The organism is bacterium (assembly GCA_026416715.1).
In the GTDB taxonomy this organism is placed as follows: domain Bacteria; phylum UBP4; class UBA4092; order JAOAEQ01; family JAOAEQ01; genus JAOAEQ01.
In genome coordinates this window covers 43,080-68,415 of record JAOAEQ010000011.1, presented here as the reverse complement: position 1 = coordinate 68,415, position 25,336 = coordinate 43,080, and the positions used below count along the sequence as shown (strand labels likewise).

Here is a 25,336-nt window from a genome sequence, read left to right as displayed (position 1 = left end):
ACGGTTTAATTCTCATTCATCCCCAGAACATCTCCGAGATAGAATAAATTTTTGTAAATAATATAACTTAAACTAATTCAATATATCTAGAACAATATTGCGAAATTTTGGTATAATCTTGCGCTGGATGGGACTAAATGACTTGTTTGCGGTATTTTGCAGGCGAAATACCTTCTTCTCGTTTAAAAATTCGACCGAAATAACTCTGGTCGCTGAATCCGACAGTTTGCGCAATTTCAGCTAAGCTTAACGCCGGATTTTGCATGAGTTGTTTTGCCTTTTCAATTCGAATGCGATTGAGGTATTCGCTGAATGTCGTCTGTAATTGTTCGGTTATTAAATGGCTGATATAATACGGATTCCGATGAACATGTTTCGCCACTTCTTCGAGCGTAACCCGTTCAGCATAATGTTCACGCAGGTATTCCAAAACGCGAGAAACAACTTTCATTTTTTCGATATTTCTCGTGGCATAAATCTGGGTTGAAAACCGGTCTAACAAGTTTATTAACCAGTAGCAGAGCTGGTCTAATTCTTCTATTTTAGCTAACTCGCTTAATTCCGAAAACTGCGCCCCGAAAATTTCATCGAGCTGCGCTCCTGCTTCAACCGCTACCCGAGCTAACATTCCGACTAATTCAATCACTCGCGCTTTAACCACCTGCGGACGCGCTACATCTTGTAAGAGAATAGTTCCAAGGATTGTATTCAATATTTCTTTCGCGCCGGAAACATCGCCTAACCGAACCTTTTGAATCAGCTCAGTTTCTATGGATTTCGGGAAACCGATCGGCATTTTCCCCTGCTTTTGAAATGCAATTTCTTCCGCTAACCGCATCTGTTGTTCGGTTATTTTCCGCTGCTGTTGTAAAGATTCATATCCGAGTTGAATCAATTGCGTTGCAATGAGATATAGGAGTTCTGCAGCCGCTTTAACCTTTCTACCAGACAGCACTTTAATGCTGGTTAAAGAATCGTTAACCGCTTCTAAAGAGAGACCGGCAGCGGTGGTTTTGCGGATAATCTGTTCATACGATAAATCATCCATTTCATCGATGAGCACCTGCCCGCAAAATAATGCGCCGAGTGGTTCTTCATTCACCACGAGCGGAACCACCCATTCCATTAATCCGAACTCGCAGATATAATAATAGGGTTCACCCCAGCGAATCGCTTCCAGAATCGCTTGTTTGAACTTTGTTCGGCAATGGGAAATGCCTGATTCCGTGGATTGGACGAGACTGCAAAACTGACACTGGTTGACTAACTTATCCCGCTCGGTAATGAATTGGCCATTCATATCTATTAAGCGAACGTTCAACGACGTCGCTTCCGTAAAATACACCAGCATCCGTTCAAGTACAGAAAGATTGATAAGGTTTGATAACATAGCCCGTTTGACTCATTGATAAGTAACTATTTATTATATACTGTCATTCTTGTTTAATTAAATTTCAATATTTAGAAGGTGACGTATCAAGCATCAATTCTTTCGACCTAGTTCTGTAATTCGACAGGATAAACTCCAGCCGCAAGGGGTATTAGGTTTCAGCCTGAAAATAAAAGCTAACCCTAAAGGATTGTTAACATTATGGGGTAGTCAGTTGGATTAACTAACAATGTATAATACAATGATATAATATTTTCATTGATTTATCCCGTAATGATTATGAATATTCATCGATATCTTGGCAAATCATTTCATTGCAAGTATTGTCATCAGCTCCATACGATACCGACGAAACGAATTACTGCTAAACCGAATGCGATTAATGGGATATCAGAATTTATTCATTCACTATTCCCAACGGCAAAGAACCTCGTAGTCCTTTGTGACACTATAACCTATGGAATAGCGGGAAAAGAATGTGAAACCAGATTAAAGCGGAGATATCAAGTCTCGACATTGATATTAGCACCACAACATTATTCTACCGTTTATGCTGATAGCCATTATTTCCCTCGAATTCGCCGTATAGCAACATCTGCCGACGGTATCGTTACTGTCGGAACCGGAAGCATAACCGATATGGGAAAATATATCGGTACCGAACTGAATATACCGGTGATTTCAGTACCAACCGCTCCGTCAATGAACGCATATACTTCCGGAGTTAGCGCTTTTATTGATAGAGGAATTAAACGAACCGTACCGGTTAGCCCAGCCCTCGGTGTTCTCATTGATACCGACCTGATTACTACTGCACCGCTCGATTTGATTCAAGCGGGATTTGCGGATACGTTAGCAAAAGCGTTTGCTAATGCGGATTGGCAAATCTCGTCAATTTTAACCGGAGAATCGTTTTGTTTACTGCCGTCAAAATTATTCACGGCAGTGGAAAAGCATTATAAAACGCAGGGGGATAAACTGCTGCAGCGGGATAAGAAAACCATTCTAGCATTAATGGACGCACTCAACCTTGGCGGATTCTCGATGGTAATCGCTGGAAAATCGGCACCAGCTTCCGGTGGAGAACATCTCATATCCCATTTTCTCGATATGGAAGCGCATAGAAGGAAACAGGATGTTTTTGCATACCATGGATTACAGGTTGGAATCGGTGTGATTCAATCTGCACGATTATATGAACAGCTTAAAAAAATCAAATCACCACAGCATAATACAATCGATTATGATAGAACCATCGCACAACTTTTTGGAAGCAATACCAATAGAATTAACCAAATATTCAAATATAAATTACCGTATCTAAAGCATATACAATCTCGTTGGGAACAATTATCGCCTATTTTTGCCAAACTCCCTTCATCAAAAGAGATTATCCATTATTTGAAGAAGGCGAAATGCCCGACTACTTTTGCGGAAATTGGAGTTGATAAACCACTAGCGATACGAACGATTGTATCTGCTCGGTATATTCGAGATAGAATCACGGTTTTCGATATCGCTGATGAACTCGGCATTCTCCAAGAAATAATCGTATAATATCTCAGCATACTGATGAATTTCAATCATGCAAACTAGAAAGGAATGTAGGTATGGAAAAAGAATTATTAACTCGCTATTCCGGTAATCCGATTCTAACGTATCAAGATTTACCGTATCATGTTAATGCGGTATATAATCCCGGTGCAGTGAAGTTTGGGAATAAATATGTTCTTATCCCGCGAGTTGAAGATGGTCGGCGGGATAATCGACTGCATGTAGCGTTCAGTGACGATGGATACCATTTTACCATTAATCCTGAACCGATAAGACTCGCTCCTAGTCCGGACGATGAACTCTGGGAAAAACATAAGTATGACGCCCGAGTAACGTTTCTGGAAGGGAGTTATTATATTGTGCATAGTGTTCAAATGCATGGTGAAATCGGGCGAATTGGATTGATTAAAACCAACGATTTCATCCATTTCGAACGGATGCCATTTTTAACTACCCCTTGGAATCGGAATTGTGCGTTATTCCCGGAAAAAATTAATGGTAGATATGCTCGACTTGACCGACCGATGAACGGAAATATGGCAATGACGTTTATCACCTACTCTCCAGACCTCATCCATTGGGGCGATGCGAAACCGGTACTACCCGAACCGCAGACTTGGTTCCGTGAAAAATGGGGAATCGGACCGCCACCGATTAAAACTAAAGAAGGGTGGCTGTTAATTTTTCATGGAGTATGGTTCGCTTGTAACTATGTATATCGGCTCGGCGTAATGTTGCTCGATTTAGATAAACCGGATAAGATTATTGGCCAATGTCCAGAATTTATCCTTACACCCCGGGAACCGTATGAACGGATAGGCGAAGTTCCGAACTGCGTGTTTTCAAACGGCGCGATACTGGAACCTGACGGTGAAATTAAAGTATACTACGGCGCAGCGGATACCTGCATCTGCGTTGCGACTGGGCAATTAGAAGAATTAATTGCTGCGTGCAAAACCGGAATTAAACCGAGTGGAAAAACTTTTGCATTGTAATCTTCGCCTCAACGTTAGTTATAGGTTAATACCTTGTAAAGCGAACGCCGATTACGATTTATCTTCGGCTAAAACTGGATAGAAAATAGTACTATGACAAATAAAGAATATCAGCAATGGAAAAAACGGATTGTTCAAACCGGGAACCGCATTGTTTATAACGGAAAACAACATCGGCAAGTAGCGTTTCCGATTGGCGGAATTGGTACCGGGAGTATCGCGCTTGGTGCTGGTGGTGAATTGAAAGAATGGCAGATATTCAATCGGGTGAATAAGCATGCATCATTTCCGCATAGTTTTTTTGCACTCTGGACGAAAGAAGATAAAAAAGAGCCGATGGCAAAACGATTACAAGCGAAACAATGGTGGTTTAACGGTATCGAACAGGTTGAATTTGTTGGCGAATATCCCATTGCAGAAGTGAAATATACCGATTCGGAATTGCCGGTTGAAATTAAACTTAACGCTTATTCTCCGTTTGTTCCGCAGAATGCAAAAGATTCAGGAATCCCGGTTGCTGTTTTTGAATTTACGGTTAAAAACAAAACGAAAAAGCATGTTCAGATTTCTCTTGTATCTACTCTCCAGAATGCAGTCGGATATACCGGATTTGGTCCGGTTATCGGCGTAACTTATCCTACCTTCGGTGGAAACAACAATACCGCTGTTCAGACCGACACATATACTGCGATCCACATGACGAATGAAGTGTTGGAACCAACATCGCAACTATATGGTTCTATGACGCTTGCGGTTCTAGAGAAAAACGTTCAATATCTCACGCACTGGGATACTCTTCGAACGTTCTGGCAAGCATTTTCTCAATCTGGAATATTACCTTCTGAACCTGATATGTCACCGAGCAAACTCGGTCGAACGTGGAACGGCGCAATCGCAGTTCAACGAAAACTGACACCGAACGAATCCTGCTCGATAACTTTTCTAATTTCCTGGCATTTTCCGAATCGTTATGTTGATTTCTGGGAAGAGAATACCCAATATCGTATCGGGAATATGTATAACCATTGGTTCAACGATTCGCTTGCGGTCACCGACTATGTCGTTCAAAATTTCGTCCGATTAAGAAATACGACGTTTACATTCCGGGATACGTTCTACAATAGTACTCTGCCCTATTATATCCTTGATTGCATCACGTCCCAGATTTCTACGCTCCGTAGTCAAACGCTGCTGTGGCTTGAAGATGGAACTGTTGCCGGGTTTGAAGGTTGCGGTGCAGATCGTGGTTGTTGTCCGATGAACTGTACCCATGTTTGGAATTATGTCCAAACCATGGCATATCTGTTCCCGGAACTCGAACGGAACATGCGGCATACGGATTTAACCGGTATCATGCAGCCGAACGGTATGATTCCGCATCGAACAAATATTCCGACTTATCTACCACATACGGAACGTGATGCTATTGATGGACAAGCTGGTGAAATCTTAAAAGTATATCGAGAATATCTAATGTCGCCAGACCGGCAATTTCTTGATGAACATTGGCAGCAACTCAAACAAGCGATGAACTATTTAACTGAAATCTGCGATGCTAAAAAACAGGGACTCCTTGAAGGGGAACAATGGAATACCTACGATTTATCGTTATATGGCGCAAATAGTTTCATCGGGTCGCTCTATTTAGCGGCGCTTCGGGCAATGGAAGAAATGGCAAAAATCCAGAATGAACCCGAACTAGCAGCGAAATATCAGTCGCTTTTTACCCAAGGAACAAAACTGTTGGATACCATGCTCTGGAATGGAGAGTATTATGTGCAGAACGTAGATTCGAAACAATATCCGAAGTTGCAGTATGGAAAAGGATGTTTATCTGACCAAGTTGTCGGTCAATGGTGGGCACATATGTTGAATTTAGGATATATTCTACCTGCAGAACATATTAAGAAAACCCTGCAATCTATTTTCAAATATAACTGGCGGAAAGATTTAACCGACTTCGAACATACGCAACGGGTCTTCGCAGAAGGACACGAAGCCGGCCTGATAAACTGTACTTGGCCGAAAGGCGGACGATCGAAAGAACCGATTCTCTATTGCGATGAAGTTTGGACTGGAGTTGAATACCAGGTTGCGGCACATATGATTTATGAAGGATTCATTAAACTAGGATTGCAGATTGTTAAAGCTGCACGCGAACGATATAACGGGATTAAACGCAATCCTTGGAACGAAATCGAATGCGGTGACCATTATGCACGAGCGATGAGTAGCTGGTCGTTATTGCTTGCTTTATCCGGATTTATCCATAACGGTTCGGAAAAAATGCTCGGATTTAATCCAAGAATCACTCCGGAAAATTTCAAATCATTCTATGCAACCGCAACCGCTTGGGGAACTTTCTCCCAGAAACGAACGAACCGAATACAATTGAATGAAATTACTGTTGCTAGCGGAAATCTCGTACTTCACGAATTGCGGTTAGGAATTCTTAACTCCGTAAAAAAGAATATCAAACGAGTTGAAATCGTTCAAAAAAATCAATCTATACATATCACTTGGACACAATCCGACAATTCGCTTTTAACAATAACAATTAAACCTGCTATTTCTATTGGAGAAGGTGATTCGATTAAAATTACTGTTTATTGGTAGTCAAATTTCTGGTATTTAAGTATAATATATGCGTCTGTTCAGCTTTATCTGGATTCCTGCTGCGATAAAGAACATATCATCGTAAGCTGAATCCCATAGAATAAGCCGAGGAATACTATTATGAATAAATTTAGCGTAATGATTATTGGAATTCTTGGGACTCTAATTTTCATCATTACCGGATGCAAAACTGTTCCGGTTAAACCGCCTACTGCAACCCCAACTTTAAAACCAGCTAAGACAGCGGAATTATCGCCGGTGGATAAATTCCTTAAGAAAACCAGTCCGGTACTCGATGATGCTGAAGGGTCATTGAATCCCTATGTTCTCAAAATTGTTGATGCTTATCCGGTAGATGGTTCTTATCCATATCGTTGGGAAAAGAATGAATATGATATTTATAACGGGGTTACGCAAGATTTGGTGTATCAAGAGCAAACGGTAGCAAAAGCGCATCCGAACGGGTCTCGATGTAGTAACTGCTGCGGATTAACCTTTGAAGTATTCTTCCGAGCGATGCAACTCCGGAATAAAGCTAAAGGAATTGATATCAACGATTTTAACGGGATGACGTATGACGATTTATATAATTTTATGCTGATATGGTTTGTTGTCGGTTCCGGGGATAGCCCGCAAAAAGCAATTGAATATTACGGATTAGGTCAACCGATTACGGATTGGAAGCAAGCGAAACCGGGCGATTTCGGCGATTTTAGTCGCAATAATGGAACCGGCCATTCGATTATTTTCATCCGGTGGCTCTATAATCCTGACGGGAAAATTATTGGACTAGACTATTTCTCTTCCCAGAAAAAAGGAGTCGGATTCCAGACTGAACTATTCAGTGATTCTGGCGGAAAAGTTATTCGGGAAAGTCTCCGGCTCGCTCGGGTCGGAAGAATTGAACAATATAAACCATTCGACCGAACATTAATTCCCGACCGCAAAAATCCTGCGTCGACACCTGATATGCCGAAATAATTCCTGCTATTTTGCCTTTATTTCCCTACCCCTGTAGGAATAACTCTATCTATAATAAGATAATCCAACCATTAATATAATATATTTCTTATCAAACTCCAGATACTGGAGTTTAATATTAGGAATACTGTATATTTCCAAATCCTTCTCTTGAATAGAATTGGTTTTGCATTGGCACCAAACTATGGACGAAAGTCCGAGTCTAGTATCGTGGGAACGGGTGGATACAAAATCTTGGGGTTTTAACCCCGAATGCGAATCTTTGATTCCGCGCATGGATGGACATACGAAACGAATATCTCCTATTGCAAAAATTGTGATTAACCTTTATACTTAAGGACATAACATAATCATTGAAGAGTCGGCGGTTTTAAGATAAATCTCGGTTAGTTCGATAGTTTCTATTAGATATGGCATATAAAGATTTAAGAGAGTTTATCCAAATATTAGAACAAAACGGGTTGTTGAAACGGATTAAGACCGAAGTCGATTGCGAATTGGAAATAACCGAAATCGCTGATCGGATGGTTAAACAGAACGGACCAGCGCTACTATTTGAAAACGTCAAAGGATACTCTATTCCCGTTCTGATTAACACCTTCGCTTCGTATGAGCGAATGAATCTAGCGCTAGAAGTAGATAATCTAAACCAAATCGCTGACCGGATTCGAAACCTGCTCAAACTGCAGATGCCAACCGGTATCTGGGAAAAAATCTTGATGTTACCCAAACTTGCTGAATTATCGAACTATATTCCGAAACAGGTTAAATCCGGTCCTTGCAAAGAAGTGATTATTAAAGATAATCCGCAATTATCTAAATTCCCAATTCTGAAATGCTGGCCGAATGACGGCGGTCGGTTTATCACGCTCCCGATGGTTTTCACGAAAGATCCGGAAACTGGGATTCGAAACGTTGGGATGTATCGCATGCAGGTGTATGACGACCGAACGACGGGGATGCATTGGCATATTCATAAACATGGTGCGCGGCATTATGAAAAATCTTCACAGAATCAGAAACGACTTGAAGTCGCGGTGGCTATCGGCGCAGACCCAGCAACGATGTATGCGTCTACCGCGCCGGTACCGGAAGGAATAGATGAAATGCTGTTCGCTGGTTTCTTGCGAAAAGAGCCGGTTGAACTCGTTCAATGCGAAACCGTAGACCTCGAAATTCCAGCTTATTCTGAAATCGTGTTAGAAGGGTATGTTGACCCAGAAGAACGCAGAATTGAAGGACCATTCGGCGACCATACCGGATTTTATTCCCCCGCGGATTTATATCCGGTATTCCATATCACCTGCATAACCCATCGGAACAACCCGATATATCCAGCAACAATTGTTGGTAAACCGCCGATGGAAGATTGCTACTTTGGAAAAGCGACTGAACGGATTTTTCTCCCTTTACTTCAGATTCTCCAGCCGGAGATAGTCGATATGAACCTGCCGATTGAAGGGGTATTCCATAACTGTGCGATTATCAGCATTCGAAAAAGTTATCCGGGGCAGGCGAGAAAAGTTATGCAGTTTATCTGGGGGCTTGGTCAGATGATGTTCACCAAACTGATTATCATCGTTGATGCTGAGGTTGATGTCCAGAACCTATCCGAGGTAGCTTGGAAAGTGTTCAATAATATTGATGCGAAACGAGACGTAACCATTGTTGAAGGACCGGTAGATGTTCTTGACCATGCGGCACCGCAACCGAATTATGGTTCGAAAATGGGAATTGATGCGACGCGCAAATTCCCGGAGGAAACCAACCGACCTTGGCCAGAGGAAATCACGATGAACGAAGATATCAAAAAATTAGTTGACATAAAGTGGAATGATTATGGTTTATAGCCATAGATACTATAAAGAATTAACGCTATGTTTTTGAAACGGAGTAAATATGTGCCAACTTTTAGGTCTATCTTCGAACAATAACGTTGATATCCAATTTTCTCTCCGTTAGTTTCGTCATCGAGGTGAACAGAATAAACATGGCTGGAGATTTGCGTTTTACCAAGATGAAGATTGGCATGTCATTAAGGAACCTCGCCCACTTTCGTATGAAGATATAAAAGGTGAACAATTCCAGTTTAAGAGCAAAATTATTATCGGACATGTACGGTTTGCTACTTGCGGCAATTACATCCATCAAAATACTCATCCATTTAAAATCAATAAATGGGTATTCGCACATAATGGAACGGTTCGTGCAATCATGAACAAACCAGAATTTAGGTTGGGAGATTATCAGCCGCAAGGGTACACGGATTCAGAATATGCGTTTTGCTATCTCTTAGAAAAATTAACCTATAAATCGGGCAATATTAGAGAGATTTTACAAGCTGAAGCTAGAAAAATCAAACAATATGGTCATTTCAACTTTCTGCTTTCTGATGGTAAAACCCTTTTTGTTTATGGCGACAATAGCTTGTATTTTGTTCAAAGGAAAGCTCCATTTCGCACGGTAACTTTAAGAGATGAACAATACTCAGTTGATTTGAATGACATCAAAAAACCAGATGAAAAAGCGGTTCTTATTGCCACCGAACCTTTGACGGAAAATGAAGACTGGAAACGAATTGATGGATGTAAAATGTTTAGAGATGGTGAGGAACGGGGTGAATAATAAATTGGGTACGGTGTAACGTATACCACACCATTAAAGGCGAGTTATGGTATCCTAAATTATTGTTTCGAAAACTGCTTGGATATCTTGAAATATTTTAGGATCAATTTGAGGTCGTCTCTGCAGTAATCCATCAGCGTGATCTTACCAATTGCTCAAGTCCAGAATACTTAGTAATATATTTATATAAGCTCAATTTTTCTTGATTAGGAGTATTATTGTATATGCATGGTGAACTCAATAATCTGATCGATGAAATTCTGAATTTTTTATGGCAGGATAGTCCAGTGTATGCAACTTATGTCGGAATTCATACGTATGATACTGAACTGGATATAATGCATCGCGACCAGCGGGATGCATCACGGCAGAAGAAAAAAGAGTATTTGACTCGGTTAACCCAATGTGCGCAGAGAAACGATTCTGAACTTGACCTAGATGATAAACTTGATATCACTGTTCTTGCAAACGCTCTTACTGTCGATATCGAAAAAGAAGAGAAAATTAAACGACATTTACGTGATGCGAGTATCTATCCGGAATTAGCGTTATTCGGGGTATATATAGTATTACTGCGGGAGTTTGCGCCGTTTGAAGAGCGGGCATCGCGGGCGGTAGCGCGATTGAAACAAGTTCCTCGGTTATTAGAAGAAGGGAAAAAGAATCTTGTAGATTCGGATAACATACCTGAAGTATGGACCCAGATTGCGAAAGAGGTTACGCAAGGCGGAATCGAGTTCTGTAAATCGTTTATCCCGACGGTCGCCGAACAACTCCCATCGCTGAAAGATGAAATGTTGACCGCTAATACCGCAGCACTAAATGCGTTCAATGAATATCAACATTTCTTGAACCACACGTTGACTGCACGATCGCACGGGAATTTCGCTATTGGCAAAACCTTGTTTACTTTCCTTTTACAGACCGAACATCTGCTGCCCTATACGACCGACCAACTCCTTGAATTCGGTATGAAAACTATCGAGGAAACACAAGGGAAAATATATCGCACCGCGAAACTCATCGACCCGTTAAATACCTGGAAAACGGTTATCGCAGAATTGAAAAATGAACATCCGAAACCGGAAGAACTCCTTGCCGTATATACCCAAGCGATGGAATCGACCCGAACGTTCGTTCTCGAAAAGAATTTGCTTGATATTCCGGAGCATGAATCGTTGCAGGTTATTGAAACGCCAGTATTCGAACGGGCGACAACCCCGTATGCTGCGTATATCGCTCCAGCGCCATTTGAAGAAAAGCAAATCGGGTATTTCTGGGTTACCCCAGTCGACATGAACAAGTCGAAAGAAGAACAAATCGAGCAGTTAAAAGGACATTGCCGATATTCGATTCCGATAACTGCACTCCACGAAGGATATCCCGGTCATCATTTGCAGTTCTTATATAATAACCAGGTGCAATCGAACGTTAGAAAACAATTCGGTACCCCGTTATTTTGGGAAGGTTGGGCGCTCTATTGTGAAGAATTGATGTATGAACAGGGATTTTATCTCGAACCAGCAATACGGTTATTTCAGTTGAAAGATTTATTATGGCGCGCATGTCGAGTAGTAATTGATATCCAACTCCATACCGGACAGATGAAGTTTAGTGAAGCGGTAGATATGTTGGTTAACATTGCTGGCTTAGAGAAAGTTAACGCGATCCGGGAAGTGCAACGGTATACCCAAACCCCAACGCAACCGATGAGTTATCTTATCGGAAAACGTGAAATTATGAAACTACGCGAAGACTATCAACACAAACTAGGCTCGCAATTCCATCTAAAAGAATTTCATACGAAATTGTTAAGTTACGGTTCAATTCCCTTGAAACTGATTCGGGAAAGGATGCTGATATAACGACGCAACTAAAATGCAAATGTCAGAAGGTATGTCTCGCAAGGAACATCATGGTTAACCGTAACATTGCAGAATAAATTGGTAACGTTAATCAGGCAGAAATTATTGGAATCGGAAATTTGGGATTTAGATTTTAGTGTCTAGGTAAGTTTTCTTTCGATACCGTAGGTTTTCATCTTTTTATAGAGATGGCTCCGTTCAATCTGCAGTTCGAGTGCCGCTTTACTAACATTCCATTCATTCCGTTCTAACGCAGAAATAATCATCGCTCTTTCGAATTGTTCACTTGCTTCTTTCAACGGGAGCCGTTCATTTATTCCGAGATTAAGCGAACTGCTCGGTATATCCGACTCAACCGGTCGAAATGAGGTTGGTAATAGTGGCGCAATATCTTTCTCAGTAATTTCATCACGGTCAGCAGGAATCAAAATGGCTGCCCGTTCCACGATATTTTTCAGTTCTCGAACGTTTCCAGGATAATCATATTGCATTAATAGCCGTATCGCGACCGGAGTAAATATTCGAGCATTACTTCTCGCTTCTTCGCAGTATCGGTTTAAAAAATGTTCCGCTAATAGTTGGATATCTTCTTTCCGTTCACGTAACGGCGGAACGTGAAATGGAATAACATTCAGTCGATAGTATAAATCTTCCCGGAAATTCCCACGTTGGATTTCTTGCTCTAGATTTTTATTCGTTGCCGCTAGCACTCGAACATCGACTTTAATCGGTTTACTTCCGCCGACTCGGTCAATCAATCCATCGGTTAAAACCCGCAAAATTTTCGCTTGCGTCGGCAAACTCATATCCCCGATTTCATCGAGAAAAATGGTTCCACCATCAGCGAGTTCGAATTTCCCACGACGTCGTTCCGTTGCGCCAGTAAACGCTCCTTTTTCATGACCGAACAGTTCACTTTCAATCAACTCTGCTGGAATCGCTGCGCAGTTGACCTTAATAAACGGCTGATTTTTCCGAGGACTTTTATAATGGATGGCTCGCGCAACCAATTCTTTCCCAGTTCCATTCTCTCCGCAAATCAGTACCCGCGCATTCGTAGGCGCAACGACTTCTATCTTTTTGTAGAGTTCCCGCATAACTTTACTGGTTCCGATCAGTTGATATTCAGCTTCTTCTTTTTGTTTCCGTTCGATATTCTCGCGTTCAAGTTGATTCAGTTTTAATGCTTTTTCAACGGAAAATTGAATCCTTTCCAGCGATAATGGCTTTTCAATAAAATCAACTGCACCAAAATTCCCCGCCTGCACCGCAATCCCCATAGTGCCATGGCCTGACATCATGATCGTGATTATCTCCGGTTCGAGTTCCCGAATTCGTTTCAGTAATTCCAATCCTTCATTATTATCCATCTTCTTCAAGCAAAGGTCAATAATAGCTAAATCGAATCCATTTTCACGAATTAATTCTAGCGCTTCTTCAGCAGAAGTAGCCGTTTTTACGGCATAACCCAAGTTGGTTAACGCGCGCGATAATGTAGTTAGAATATTTTTCTCATCATCGACAACGAGAATATTCGCTTGGCGCATAGGAGAGCAGAATGATCTGTAGATGTACCCCAATGAGTTCGGTTAGTAGCCGTTCATCTCAAGGGTAATCCACGGATACTATTTAAGTTTCCGGATTATCGTCCGTTAATATTCCGGACGAAATTTACTCCGCAGCCAACCGGTTTGGGGATCATACGCCCAGCCACTACCATATGGTTCCGGTGGAATTTTTCGGAGATATCCTTCCTGGACTAACGTTTCAATATTTGGTGGGAACCGACCATGTTTTTTCTTATACGCGAGTAACGCTTCTCGCATGGGTTTAAGCGCTTTTTTCAGATATATGAGTTTAATGTTTCGGTCAGCGATTTCTTTGGTCATGTCATCTTTTGCAGTTCGATATATTTCTCGCCACCGCTCAATAGCAATCTGTTCTCGGCCCGTTTCAGAGTAGATAAACGGAATAATTCGATGGACGAAATCTGGACAATTCGGACGCGACGTTGCGATCGAATAGGCAAGCAATGCCTGGTCATAATCTTTAACCGTATACAACAGGAAAAATCCGAGGTCGTATGGGATTTCCCAACTGGTCGGATTACGTTCGATTCCTTTCCAGAGCAGCGTCGTGGTTTCGGTATATCTCCGTGCTTCTTCACCGAGTGCCATCGTAGCAAACCGATATACATCAATAAAGGTTGGTTCTAACGTGGTTGTCACTTCAAAAATCCGGTCAAGCATCGCATAGTTTTTATCGCCCATAAAATGCCCGCCAAAATATTGAATAGCGCGTAGCCAGAGAATATCGGCAATAACATTATCGAACCCGAGAACAACAACTTTAAGATATTTTCCTGAAGGAAGATACAATAATTCCTGGAACGGATTCTGCCCTCGGTTCTTCCGCACATGCAGATGCAGTGCATGCACTCCGATAGCGATAATGAGCAAACAGATTAGTGCGGTGATAATAAACGGATTTCTACCTAACTTCATGGACTAACCTAAGGACGAAAGAACAAAAGAACCGAAGTATTCACTTCGCCGTTGTTCTTTCGTTTTTAAGTTCAATTATTTTTCGGTATATGTTATTTAAAGTTTCGCCGTTCGAACGCTAACACGGCAATAATTAACACGCAGCAAGTATAGAAAATCGCATAAACCGCTGATTGGGTTAAACTCCAGGTTATCGGCACATTACTCACCACATGGTTCCGAATATTTAACACTTCTAAATCCGGAAGGAGATATGCGAATATTTTTGCAAAATAGGCGATAGCTAATGCGATGCCGGTTCCTTTCTTAATCAAGTTATCTGCCAGCATTAATAAATCCTGGGTTAAATGTCCGACAATGAATAGAATGAAGGTAAATACCGCCGAGAGAATCGGCGTAGAAAACGATGAAAACATAACCGCTAATGCCGTGATAACAGTCAGCTCGAGAAACGTGAATGCGATAGCTTTAGTTAACGGCAATAATTCCGGTAGATTATTCAATGCGGTTGTAAAGGTTGACGCGGCTTCTTTAACCATCAACCACATCTGGTGTGGGGTAACGCGACCAAGCCAGAAGATGACTTGGTCAATAATCGTGGTCACCGGTTGACGGAATATCACCAGCAGAAAAAAGACGATTGACATGAGAATAACATTCACTGCTAACGTCAGGAGAAGTCCGAAAAATTTCCCGAGTACAAATTCATACCGATGGATGGGTTTCGACACGATAACATAAATCGTTCGTTTATCCAGCTCGTTATATATCAGTCCGATACCCACCATAATTGAAATCAACACACCAAAAAACAGAATCGCGGATAGCCCGACATCTTTAATAATCTTCTGTTCCTGACCAATAGAGAGGATCGCCAGGATAACCGAAAATAAAATTAACACCATCGCAAAAACTAATAGGATGTACAAGATTTTATTCCGGATTGCTTCCCGGAACGTATTCACTGCAATTGCACTGATTCGTTTGAGCATAGTTCACCTTCCACGAAATCACGAAAATCGAAATACCCTATTACCAACTTTATTCCATAATGGTCAATTTTCGCGTTTTCATGGTTTTTGATTTTATTTTGGCATTTAAAGTTTTTTCTTTAACATTTATTTTTGTATGTTGGATATGCCGGTTATTCTTGGCTTTCTTTTACTTCACGCATAAATACTTCTTCGAGCGATTCTTTCTGCGGAATTAGTGAAACCAGTTTCGCTTGTTCTTGTTTAATTAATTCGAGTAGTGCTGGAACTGATTTTTCATCTGCTAAATTCGCTACCAATTCATTCCCTAAATCTTTCATTCGGTTCGCAAATTTCTGTACCTGCTGTTTTCCCTCCGCTGAAAGACCAGCAATAACTATTTCAATTGATTTAACCTGCGGATTCAGCAACTCTGAGAGTTTTCCAACCTTCGTCAAATTCCCTTTCATAAGCATCCCTACCCGGTCGCAAATCATTTCTGCATCTGATAAGATATGGGTACTAAAGAAAACAGTTTTCCCTTCATCCCGCAGTTGAAGTATTAAATCGCGGATTTCTTTTCTGCCGATCGGGTCGAGACCGGTTAACGGTTCATCAAGAATGACTAGTTTCGGATCATTTAACAGTGCTTGTGCCAGTCCTATCCGCTGGAGCATCCCTTTGGAATATTTGCGTAATGGCATCGACCGAGCTTCTTCTAACCCGACTTTTTTGAGTAATTCATCTACTTTCCGCACACGGTCAGATTTATTAATTCCATACAACTGACCCATAAAATGCAGGATTTCTTCCCCTTTAAGATAATCATAAAAATAGGGGTTCTCCGGCAAAAACCCGATTTCTCGTTTCACATCAACTCTCGTTGCTGGCTGCTCAAATAACCAGGTTTGCCCTTCAGTCGGAAACAAAAGACCAAGGATAAGCTTAATCGTAGTGGTTTTCCCTGCACCATTCGGACCAAGGAAACCAAAAATTTCACCGGATTGAACTTCTAAATTCAACCGATTTAATGCCACTGTCTTTTTCGGTTTAATCGCAAGCGCAAACTTTTTCACCAGATATACTTTCGATAAATTTTCCGTTCTAATCATCAACATACATTTCACCTCAAAAATGAACCTCCGAATTTGACGGAGGTTCGATTGGTTTCATTCATAAGCTTAACTGTATATATACATAATTTTACCATAACATTTCATAAAATTAAACTGTTTTTTATTTATTCTACACAATTTTTAGCCTACCCTCAATTTAACCCAAATTTTGCCATAGGCGATATTCGATTCTTATGTCCAACCTTGCGGAATCAAGCGATTTAGGGTTAAAACCCTATTTTGTATGAGTTGTCTTTTATGACACTGATGTTTCAGGGAAACAGTGGAGTAGATACGGAATTGTTCGGTTCAATTCGGGTATGTATCCTTAATTATTGAGTGTATGATTAGCGTAGAAAAATAACTAAATGAACTGTATGGTCTCAATTATGGCTAATTGGTCTTTGTTCGTGGTTGAATGATGAACTAGACACGAGCGATATAGGAATCAAACCGTTTTTTTACCCATTCAGACAATTTAGCTGAAAATAAAAGTGGGAAAATTATTAGACGAAAACCAACATTTTTCGGTATAATCAGAATTGATTAACTATTATGGACGAAATTATTTTTATCAATATTGTTCTCGGAATACTCGCCACGGTAACCATTGGTTGGGTGTGGTTCGTTTGCTGGGTTAACGCTGACCAACTCGAACGAAAACAGAAACCGCATTTTTGGAATACCATCACGCTCTTCACCGGTCCGGTCGGTTATGTGATGTATCTTCTCTCGAAAGTAGAATCGAAAAATCGGTGTCCGACCTGTGGATACAAACTTCCGCGAACTAAAACAAAACTCGCTGTCTGTCCGAAATGTCATCATCCATTATCTGCAGCGGTAGTGAGCAATATCTTCGTTGACTCCTTACGAAAATTTGATGAACGTAGTCTCCGGATTATCGGAAAAGAAATGATGACTCAAGCGGATATCCCCGGCATTGAAGATCAATGGTCGTCAATTCGTGCAGCGAAAATGCTCATCGCGAATGCGATTCTCGACCGAGCAACCGATATCCATCTCGAACCGGAAGCAGAATCGTTGCGGGTACGCTACCGGATAGATGGTGTACTACACGAAATTGTCGGTCCGCCTAAAGAATTGCAATCTGGGATAATTCCGTGTATAAAAGTTATGGCAGATTTGGATATTGCTGAACGGCGGAAACCACTCGATGGTCGGTTCCAAGTCGAATTCAATGATACGAGAATTGATATCCGCGTCAGCACGTCTCCTACTATTTATGGTGAAAAACTAGCGTTACGCCTGTTAGACCGAAAAGGATATTTACTAGCACTGGATTCGTTAGGAATTCAACCGGAAGTATTAACCAAATTCCGACGTCTTATCGAACGACCGCAAGGAATGATTCTAGTTACTGGACCAACCGGTTGTGGAAAAACTTCGACGCTATATTCTGCATTATCCGCACTCGATGTGAAATCGAAAAACATTATTACCATCGAAGAACCGGTCGAATATCAACTCGATGGTATCAACCAAATTCCAATTAATCCGAAAGCGGATATCACTTTTGCGAGTGGAATCCGTTCTATTCTCCGCCAGGATCCGGATGTGATTATGGTCGGTGAAATTCGCGACGCGGAAACCGCACAAATTGCAATTCAAGCAGCGTTAACCGGTCATTTGATTTTTTCAACGTTACATACCAACGATGCGGTCGGCACAATTATCCGATTGATGGATATCGGGGTCGAACCGTATCTTATTTCAGGGTCGTTGCTCGCCGTGATGGCGCAACGTCTGGTGCGGTGTATCTGTCAACATTGTAAAGAACCGCATACCCCGAAAAAAGAACTACTGGAAGAATTCAATCTCCCACTCAATACACCATTATTCTCTGGAAAAGGATGCGAACTCTGCAAATATACCGGATATAGTGGACGAACCGGGATATTTGAATTGCTGATTATTGATGATATGATCCGAGAAATGATTGACCGAAAAGAATCCGCAGTGATTATTCGTTCGACGGCAATAAAAAATGGGATGCAAACTTTGGCTGAAGATGGAATCATTAAAGCAAAGCGTGGCACAACCACGTTAGAAGAAGTCGCTCAAGCGATATCCACATAACATGCACGCATAACCCTGATAGGGGAACGAACGGAATCTTTAACGGTAAACGGTTATTCGAATGCCGTTGAGGACGTTCAATGCGTTACAAAAGATACAATTTCACTATTTATTATGGAATTGGTCATTCGGTTTATTTATATCCTCGATATTATTATTTTAATTTTTATTCTCGGGCATCGCGGGCACTTAAATGGCGCGTTACTCGAATCATTCAATTTCATGGCATCGATTATTTCAGCGTTCGCGGCTTTAACTAATTACGAATGGCTTGCGGATATTTTCAGAGAATACTGGACGGCAACCACCTCATTACCTGAAGGTATTGCGTTCGGTCTGATTTTTATTATCGTGCGCGGGTTATTTAGTACCACTACACTCTATCTTCAGGGGAAAATTCGTCGGGTTGAATTATATACGATGCCGAGCAAAATTATTGGCACTATTTTCGGCACAATGAAAGGAATCATTATTGCGAGTGTAGTTTTGGTTTTTCTCCATTATTCGTTACCGGCAGAACATCTATTGGCAAAACCACTCGATACTGATTTCATCGTGCAAAAAACAATGAAACTCTGTCCGAAAGTGTATAACATCTTTGTAAATCTAGCTGGCGCTGATAAGCTCGGATTTCGTGACCTCTAAATGAATAAATGAATGGGAATATCAGCAATAACGTTCCTTTTACATTTTACTCATGTTGCAGATACTTAAGATAACTAATTTCGCATTAATTGATAACCTTGAATTATCATTCGCACCAGGATTAAACGTTTTAACCGGGGAAACGGGAACCGGTAAATCTATTCTAATCGATGCGCTTGCTCAAGTTCTTGGTGAACGAACGGATTTAAGTAATATCCGCACTGATGCGGAAACTTCGGTAGTCGAAGCGGTATTTGATATCGGTGCGAATCAGCACCTGCAGCAATTACTCGCTACCGCAGGGCTAGCAGCAGATGGTGAATCTGAACTTTTAGTGCGTCGGGAAGTAGCGCGAACCGGTCGAACTCGGGCATGGGTGAACAACAACATTGTGACGATAAATCTCCTGCAAAAAATCGGGGCTGAGTTAGTTGATATCCATGGTCAGCATCAACATCAATCACTATTGCACCCGAGTAAACAGTTGGATTTGCTTGATAATTTTGCAGGTTTACTATCTCTACGGAACGAGTTCGAAAACACGTTAGTGCGGTATCGTTCTTTAGAACAAGAACTGCTGGCGCTGATGCAAACGCAGGCAGATATGATTCGGCAGCAGGAAACTTTACAATATCAAATTGCTGAGGTACAAAATGCGGAATTACAGGAAAACGAAGAACCAGAGTTATCTGCAGAACGACAGTTACTTAGTCAAGCGGAAAAGCGGCAACTACTAGCTGCAAAAGCAGTAGATGAACTCTACGGTAGTGAATACCAAAGTTTCGGCGGGTTATTGTCCGGAATCAATCGGGTGCGATTAGCTATCGAAGAGCTTGCCCAGCTTGATCCAACGCAACAGTCTCTCATTGCAGACATAGAACAGATTAAATCTGGTTTAGATGAACTATATCGTGCTCTTCGAACATATCGCGATAATATTGTGATAGACCCGAATCGACTCGAATGGGTTGAAGAACGATTGGCGTTAATTCAAAAATTGAAACGAAAATATGCCTGCGAGTCTATCTCAGCACTCATGGTATTGAAAAAAAATTGGGAAGAAAATTTATATAATTTAACCCATCAAGAAGAACGAATAGCTGCGTTACGAAAGCAATTAGATATAACTAAAAAAACCTTATCAGATCTCGCATGGCAGTTATCCGCCAAACGAAACCAAGCTGGGAAAAAACTTGCGCAGTTGATAGCCTCTGAATTAAATGAACTAGGAATGACCAAAACCCGGTTTCAGGTTGATGTCAACCAAAAAACCAATCCGAACGGTATTTTAGAATATCAGGGCGAAAAAATTGCGGTTATGGCTACTGGAATTGACCAAATTGAATTTTTATTTTCCGCTAATCCGGGCGAAGAATTAAAACCGCTAGCTAAAATCGTATCTGGTGGTGAATTATCTCGGGTAATGTTAGCGATAAAAACTATCCTAGCGAAAATAGATGATATCCCGACATTGGTCTTCGATGAAATTGATGTCGGAATTGGTGGTGCTATGGCACAAGTTGTTGGGAAAAAACTCCGACAGCTGAGCGAGAGCCGTCAAGTAATTGTGATAACTCATCTCCCCCAGATTGCTGCCGCGGCACATAACCATTATCGGGTGACAAAAACACAACTCAAAACCAAAACGTTTACGACTATCCATCATCTTGATAGTCAAGCGCGAACCAACGAACTCGCTCGAATGCTTAGCGGAGAATCAATTACTCCGACCGCAATACACCATGCGGAGTCTTTATTAGAAGAATATCGTTCATCGAAATCAAATAAGAAGAAAAAAAATACGCTCTGAATTTAAGGCACTTATGGTTTTTATACCTTTATCATTTTACATTTTACATGTACCATATACCATCGTTCATCGTTTCTCCCGAACTGCTTGTGGTATCTTAATAACTTTTTTATTTGCACAGCTTGGGTTTAGCGTAATTCTGCCACAGTATGGTGGTACGTTGCGGATACCTATCCCTGTACTACCAACAACCTACGATCCTGCCATAGCTATTACCCCAGCAGAACGAACGGTTATTCTCAATCTATACGACCGATTAGTTGAGTTCGACAGCGAAAATAAACCGATACCATCATTAGCTGAATCTTGGTCAACTTCTCCTGACGGATTAACCTGGACATTTCACCTACGCACTACAGCAAAATTCCATACCGGTAGAATGGTTACCGCAGATGATGTTAAATACTCTATCGAACGATTGGTTTCACCATCATTGCGCTCGCCTAAAAGTTGGCTTTTTTCTTCGCTTAGCGGGTATCGGGAATATAATACAGGGCAAAATAATCAGATTACCGGAATTGAATCTGTTAACCAAACAACGGTTCGATTTCGACTCCTGCGACCGTATCCAAAATTGTTGTATGCATTAGCCCATCCGGCGGCGAGTATTGTTTGTCCTGAAAAGATAGCAGATATTGATATTCAACCGATAGGGAGCGGTCCTTTTATCTTTTTAGAACAGACTCTACATGCAGTGCGATTGCTTGCCAATCCAGTATACTGGGAAGGAAGACCTTATCTCGATGGAATTAACTTTATCCTAAGTGAAATGCCGACTGCTGATTTGCTCGAGTTTGAGTTAGGTAATCTTGATTTTGTGTATGTTCCTGAAGAAGAATTCCATAGGGTGACTGAAAATCCAGCGTTAAAACCGTATTTAGTCCAAACTAATATTCCGAACCTAGCTTATCTGGGTTTCAATTTAACTAAATTCCCGATGTCCGATATTAAGTTTCGGCAAGCGGTAGCATTTACGTTGAATCGACAAGGTATTCTTGAATTTGTTTTAAACAATCACGGAATATTATCTTCTTCAGCTATTCATAGGTTAACCAGTGAAGAACAAGCATATTTTTACTCATTGACTACCGCTCAAGAACTGTTTCGCCAATTCGCAAAGCGTAAATTATCGTTGCTAGTTAATCGTTCAGATTGGGAAGCAAAATATATCGCACAACGGATCCAAGTAGGGTTCATCGAAGCAGGGTATCCGATTCAAATTGAAGAACTCCCGACAGTAGATTTTATCCAACGGATTAAAACCGGTAATTTCGATATGTTCTATTCGCAATATTTCGCTGAGAGTTGGGATCCAGAAATAATATTACGCTCGTTATACCTGCAGAAGAATTGCGGGGTGGAAGGAAACCAAACCTATTTTTACCATCCGCAACTCGAACCGATACTCGATTCTACACGAATGTCACAAACTGAATCAGAACGGGATAAATTTTTACAACAAGCACTTAACCTAGTTCAACAAGAACTGCCGGTCATTCCGCTATTTGAGACAAGACCATATTATATCCGACAACCGTATCTGCAACAGGTGACTCAGCGCGGTATTCAATCGCAATCATTGAAAAACATCTGGATCAATCATTTGATGCGATAACATTGGTTAATTGAAACCTCATAATTGAGATCACGGAAATTTACCATGATATTTACGAACGATCTACCACGAAAAGCAACAGGTTATTGGCAATTATTATTAGCCATCGGGGTTTGGAGTGCATTGTTTTGGGCAATGGTGTACTGTTCGCGACTTATTCCTAACCCAGAAGAAACAGTTTTATTCTTTTGGGCTGAAGATTATCTAACGTTTCTTTCAGCAATGATTCTAATTGCTTCGACGCTGTATTTAATAGATGTATATGTTCGATATTCTCTATCTATTGCAAGTTTATTCGGATTGACCTTGGTCTGTACTGTTATCAATCATTATGTTAATCAAATTGAACCAGCTACGGTAACCACGAGTTTTATTGTCAATCTAGCGATTCTTGGAATCGCGTGTAATCTTGGAAAATTGATTGGATTATTTGTTGCTGAACGAAGTTATATTGTCCCATTAGCATTAGTTGCTGCCGTTGCAGATGTATGGAGTGTATTTGCTGGACCTACCGCAAGAATTATCGAAACACCACTGTATTACCATCGATTTATCATCCACTATCCTACGTTCGGCAGTGAATTTCTCACCCCTATGCTTGGCTTAGGCGATTTCGCGTTTCTATCACTATTTTTAACGTTAATTCCGCGATTTAATTTACGGGTTCGCGCAACCGGTTGGGGATTGATACTTTCGTTTGTTATAGCGATTCTACTCTCAATTTTAAGTGGTAAAGGTATCCCGGTTATACCGTTTATGGCAGCAGCATTTCTGTGGGTAAATTGGAAGTTATTGGAATTTAAACCGAACGATATTCGGACAACATTTATTTTTATCGGATTATTCCTTTTGATTGTGATTGGATTCACCTATATCACCAAACCGCGCATTAAAAATATTCTACCACCAACTCCACCAAATGTTACCCAACGGTTGCCGGTATTGCCGAATTCAATTGATACGTCTTTACAATCCAATAAATAAAAAATGGATACCCGAAATATTAAGTTAACCATTGAATACGATGGGACGAACTATTGCGGTTGGCAGATTCAACCGCAGCAAATGAGCATCCAAAAAGTACTGGAAAAAACCTTGCAGCAAATACTTAACCATCCGGTAAAACTTATCGTCGCTGGACGAACCGACGCTGGAGTCCATGCGCTGAACCAAATCGCTAATTTCAAAACCCATAGTCGTATTCCGACGCAAAATCTTATTCGCGCGATGAATACGCTGTTACCGAACGATATCGCTGTTAAAGATGCGGTAGAAGTCCCGCATTCATTCAATGCTAGACGTGATGCTAAATGGCGCATATATCAATATCGAATATTAAACCGGCAGATCCCGGATGTATTCAACCATAATTTTGTATACCATTATCCGTATAAAATCAATATCCACCGGATGCGACAAGCAGCAAAATATTTTATTGGAACGCATGATTTCACTGCGTTTAATGCTAGTCCAAGCATAATGAAACATTCTTTTCGTACAATAAAAAAACTAACCATTAAACGCGAGCATGATTGGATTTACATTACCATTCAAGGAAACGCATTTGTACATAATATGGTACGGATTATGGTTGGAACACTTTTGCAGGTTGGTCGTGGAAAACTCGAACCAGAAGATGTACGAGCAATTATACAAAGTAAACAGCGAAAACGAGCTGGAATGACGGTTCCGGCGCAAGGATTGTTTTTAATGAAAGTTATATATTAATTTATGCTCAAGGTCTAATCGCAAAATCGCAAAGTGGTAACTAATGTCAAGATTCAAATACTATCGTTAATAAAGCATTTTGCCATTGATTTACCATTTGGATTTTGACATTCAGCAATGTTTATTGATAGGAGGTTCTCTATGGTTACGATAGCGGTATTCGCTTCCGGATATGGCAGTAATCTTCAAGCGATTATTGACGCAATTGAATCGAAACAACTCGATGCCCGAATTGCGATTGTGTTTAGCGATAAAAAAGAAGCATTTGCTTTAGAACGGGCAAAAAAACATTCGATTCCAACGCTGTATCTTTCTGCAAAAGAGTTTCCGTCTCGGGAAGAACATGAAAAGAAAATCATTGAACATCTTGACCCGCTCGGTGTTGAATTGATTGTTTTAGCAGGGTATATGCGGATTCTATCTCCATACATCATTGGTCGATATCCGTTACGAATTATCAATATTCATCCGGCACTTCTTCCCTCATTTCCAGGAACTCACGGAATCAAAGATGCTTTTGATTACGGAGTTAAATATACCGGGGTTACGGTACATTTTGTTGATGAAGGCGTCGATACCGGACCAATTATTGCTCAAGAAGTGGTGCGAATCGACGATAACGATACTCTCGAAACGCTGGAATTAAAAATCCACGCTATTGAACATCGGTTATACCCGCAAGTCATCCAATGGTATAGCGAGAACCGTATCCGAGTCGATGGAAGAAAGGTGCGGATAGTTTCACCCTAAAAGAATGCCACAGAAACCCAAATTTTATCTCTACTTGTTTCTGTGGCTTAAAACATCGAACGAGTCTCATTGGTT

The 25,336-nt window shown here is 41.0% G+C and carries 18 protein-coding genes and 1 pseudogene; 14 read left to right on the top strand and 5 right to left on the bottom strand.

Annotated elements, in window-relative coordinates:
• Window positions 1–133 precede the first annotated feature (133 nt).
• Window positions 134–1,390, bottom strand: a complete 1,257-nt coding sequence (locus N3A72_06220; GenBank protein MCX7919193.1) for a PocR ligand-binding domain-containing protein — start codon at window positions 1,388–1,390, stop codon at window positions 134–136.
• A 279-nt stretch (window positions 1,391–1,669) separates the two neighbouring features.
• Between N3A72_06220 and N3A72_06215 the strand changes: the two genes are divergently transcribed.
• The 7 genes and pseudogenes from N3A72_06215 to N3A72_06185 all read left to right on the top strand — a co-directional run bounded on the left by N3A72_06215 (window position 1,670) and on the right by N3A72_06185 (window position 12,026).
• Window positions 1,670–2,947, top strand: coding sequence for an iron-containing alcohol dehydrogenase (locus N3A72_06215; protein MCX7919192.1), 1,278 nt, complete (start codon window positions 1,670–1,672; stop codon window positions 2,945–2,947).
• Window positions 2,948–3,000: 53 nt separating this feature from the next.
• On the top strand, window positions 3,001–3,939 hold the full coding sequence (locus tag N3A72_06210; GenBank protein MCX7919191.1) for a glycoside hydrolase family 130 protein: 939 nt from the start codon (window positions 3,001–3,003) through the stop codon (window positions 3,937–3,939).
• A gap of 93 nt (window positions 3,940–4,032) precedes the next feature.
• Window positions 4,033–6,555, top strand: coding sequence for a GH116 family glycosyl-hydrolase (locus N3A72_06205; GenBank protein MCX7919190.1), 2,523 nt, complete (start codon window positions 4,033–4,035; stop codon window positions 6,553–6,555).
• Window positions 6,556–6,675: 120 nt separating this feature from the next.
• The gene (locus tag N3A72_06200) at window positions 6,676–7,536 is read left to right on the top strand and encodes a hypothetical protein (GenBank protein ID MCX7919189.1); all 861 of its coding nucleotides are present in this window, start codon (window positions 6,676–6,678) and stop codon (window positions 7,534–7,536) included.
• 410 nt (window positions 7,537–7,946) lie between these two features.
• On the top strand, window positions 7,947–9,386 hold the full coding sequence (locus N3A72_06195) for a menaquinone biosynthesis decarboxylase (GenBank protein ID MCX7919188.1): 1,440 nt from the start codon (window positions 7,947–7,949) through the stop codon (window positions 9,384–9,386).
• A gap of 139 nt (window positions 9,387–9,525) precedes the next feature.
• Window positions 9,526–10,161: pseudogene (locus N3A72_06190) on the top strand (class II glutamine amidotransferase).
• 224 nt (window positions 10,162–10,385) lie between these two features.
• Complete coding sequence (locus tag N3A72_06185) at window positions 10,386–12,026, top strand: DUF885 domain-containing protein (GenBank protein MCX7919187.1); 1,641 nt, start codon at window positions 10,386–10,388, stop codon at window positions 12,024–12,026.
• 140 nt (window positions 12,027–12,166) lie between these two features.
• Here N3A72_06185 and N3A72_06180 read toward each other — a convergent pair whose 3' ends face one another.
• The 4 genes from N3A72_06180 to N3A72_06165 form a co-directional block, all read right to left on the bottom strand.
• Complete coding sequence (locus tag N3A72_06180) at window positions 12,167–13,573, bottom strand: sigma-54 dependent transcriptional regulator (GenBank protein ID MCX7919186.1); 1,407 nt, start codon at window positions 13,571–13,573, stop codon at window positions 12,167–12,169.
• 105 nt (window positions 13,574–13,678) lie between these two features.
• Window positions 13,679–14,530 (bottom strand): hypothetical protein, encoded by an 852-nt coding sequence (locus tag N3A72_06175; protein ID MCX7919185.1) that lies wholly within the window; start codon window positions 14,528–14,530, stop codon window positions 13,679–13,681.
• 92 nt (window positions 14,531–14,622) lie between these two features.
• Window positions 14,623–15,522: a hypothetical protein gene (locus tag N3A72_06170; GenBank protein ID MCX7919184.1), complete on the bottom strand. Its 900-nt coding sequence runs from the start codon at window positions 15,520–15,522 to the stop codon at window positions 14,623–14,625.
• A gap of 152 nt (window positions 15,523–15,674) precedes the next feature.
• Window positions 15,675–16,619, bottom strand: coding sequence for an ABC transporter ATP-binding protein (locus N3A72_06165; GenBank protein ID MCX7919183.1), 945 nt, complete (start codon window positions 16,617–16,619; stop codon window positions 15,675–15,677).
• Between the two features lie 552 nt (window positions 16,620–17,171).
• On the opposite strand from N3A72_06165, the gene N3A72_06160 reads away from it, so the two are divergent.
• The 7 genes from N3A72_06160 (at window position 17,172) to purN (ending at window position 25,261) form a co-directional block, all read left to right on the top strand.
• On the top strand, window positions 17,172–18,713 hold the full coding sequence (locus N3A72_06160; protein MCX7919182.1) for a GspE/PulE family protein: 1,542 nt from the start codon (window positions 17,172–17,174) through the stop codon (window positions 18,711–18,713).
• Window positions 18,714–18,827: 114 nt separating this feature from the next.
• Window positions 18,828–19,358 carry a CvpA family protein gene (locus N3A72_06155; protein MCX7919181.1) on the top strand — a complete coding sequence of 177 codons (531 nt, stop codon included), beginning with the start codon at window positions 18,828–18,830 and terminating at the stop codon, window positions 19,356–19,358.
• Window positions 19,359–19,410: 52 nt separating this feature from the next.
• Window positions 19,411–21,168 carry a DNA repair protein RecN gene (recN, locus tag N3A72_06150; GenBank protein ID MCX7919180.1) on the top strand — a complete coding sequence of 586 codons (1,758 nt, stop codon included), beginning with the start codon at window positions 19,411–19,413 and terminating at the stop codon, window positions 21,166–21,168.
• Window positions 21,169–21,181: 13 nt separating this feature from the next.
• Entirely contained in the window at window positions 21,182–22,783 is a 1,602-nt protein-coding gene (locus tag N3A72_06145) for an ABC transporter substrate-binding protein (protein MCX7919179.1), read from the top strand.
• Window positions 22,784–22,828: 45 nt separating this feature from the next.
• Window positions 22,829–23,767, top strand: a complete 939-nt coding sequence (locus tag N3A72_06140) for a hypothetical protein (GenBank protein MCX7919178.1) — start codon at window positions 22,829–22,831, stop codon at window positions 23,765–23,767.
• A gap of 3 nt (window positions 23,768–23,770) precedes the next feature.
• Entirely contained in the window at window positions 23,771–24,511 is a 741-nt protein-coding gene (truA, locus tag N3A72_06135) for a tRNA pseudouridine(38-40) synthase TruA (GenBank protein MCX7919177.1), read from the top strand.
• 141 nt (window positions 24,512–24,652) lie between these two features.
• Window positions 24,653–25,261, top strand: a complete 609-nt coding sequence (gene purN, locus N3A72_06130; GenBank protein ID MCX7919176.1) for a phosphoribosylglycinamide formyltransferase — start codon at window positions 24,653–24,655, stop codon at window positions 25,259–25,261.
• Window positions 25,262–25,336: the final 75 nt, after the last annotated feature.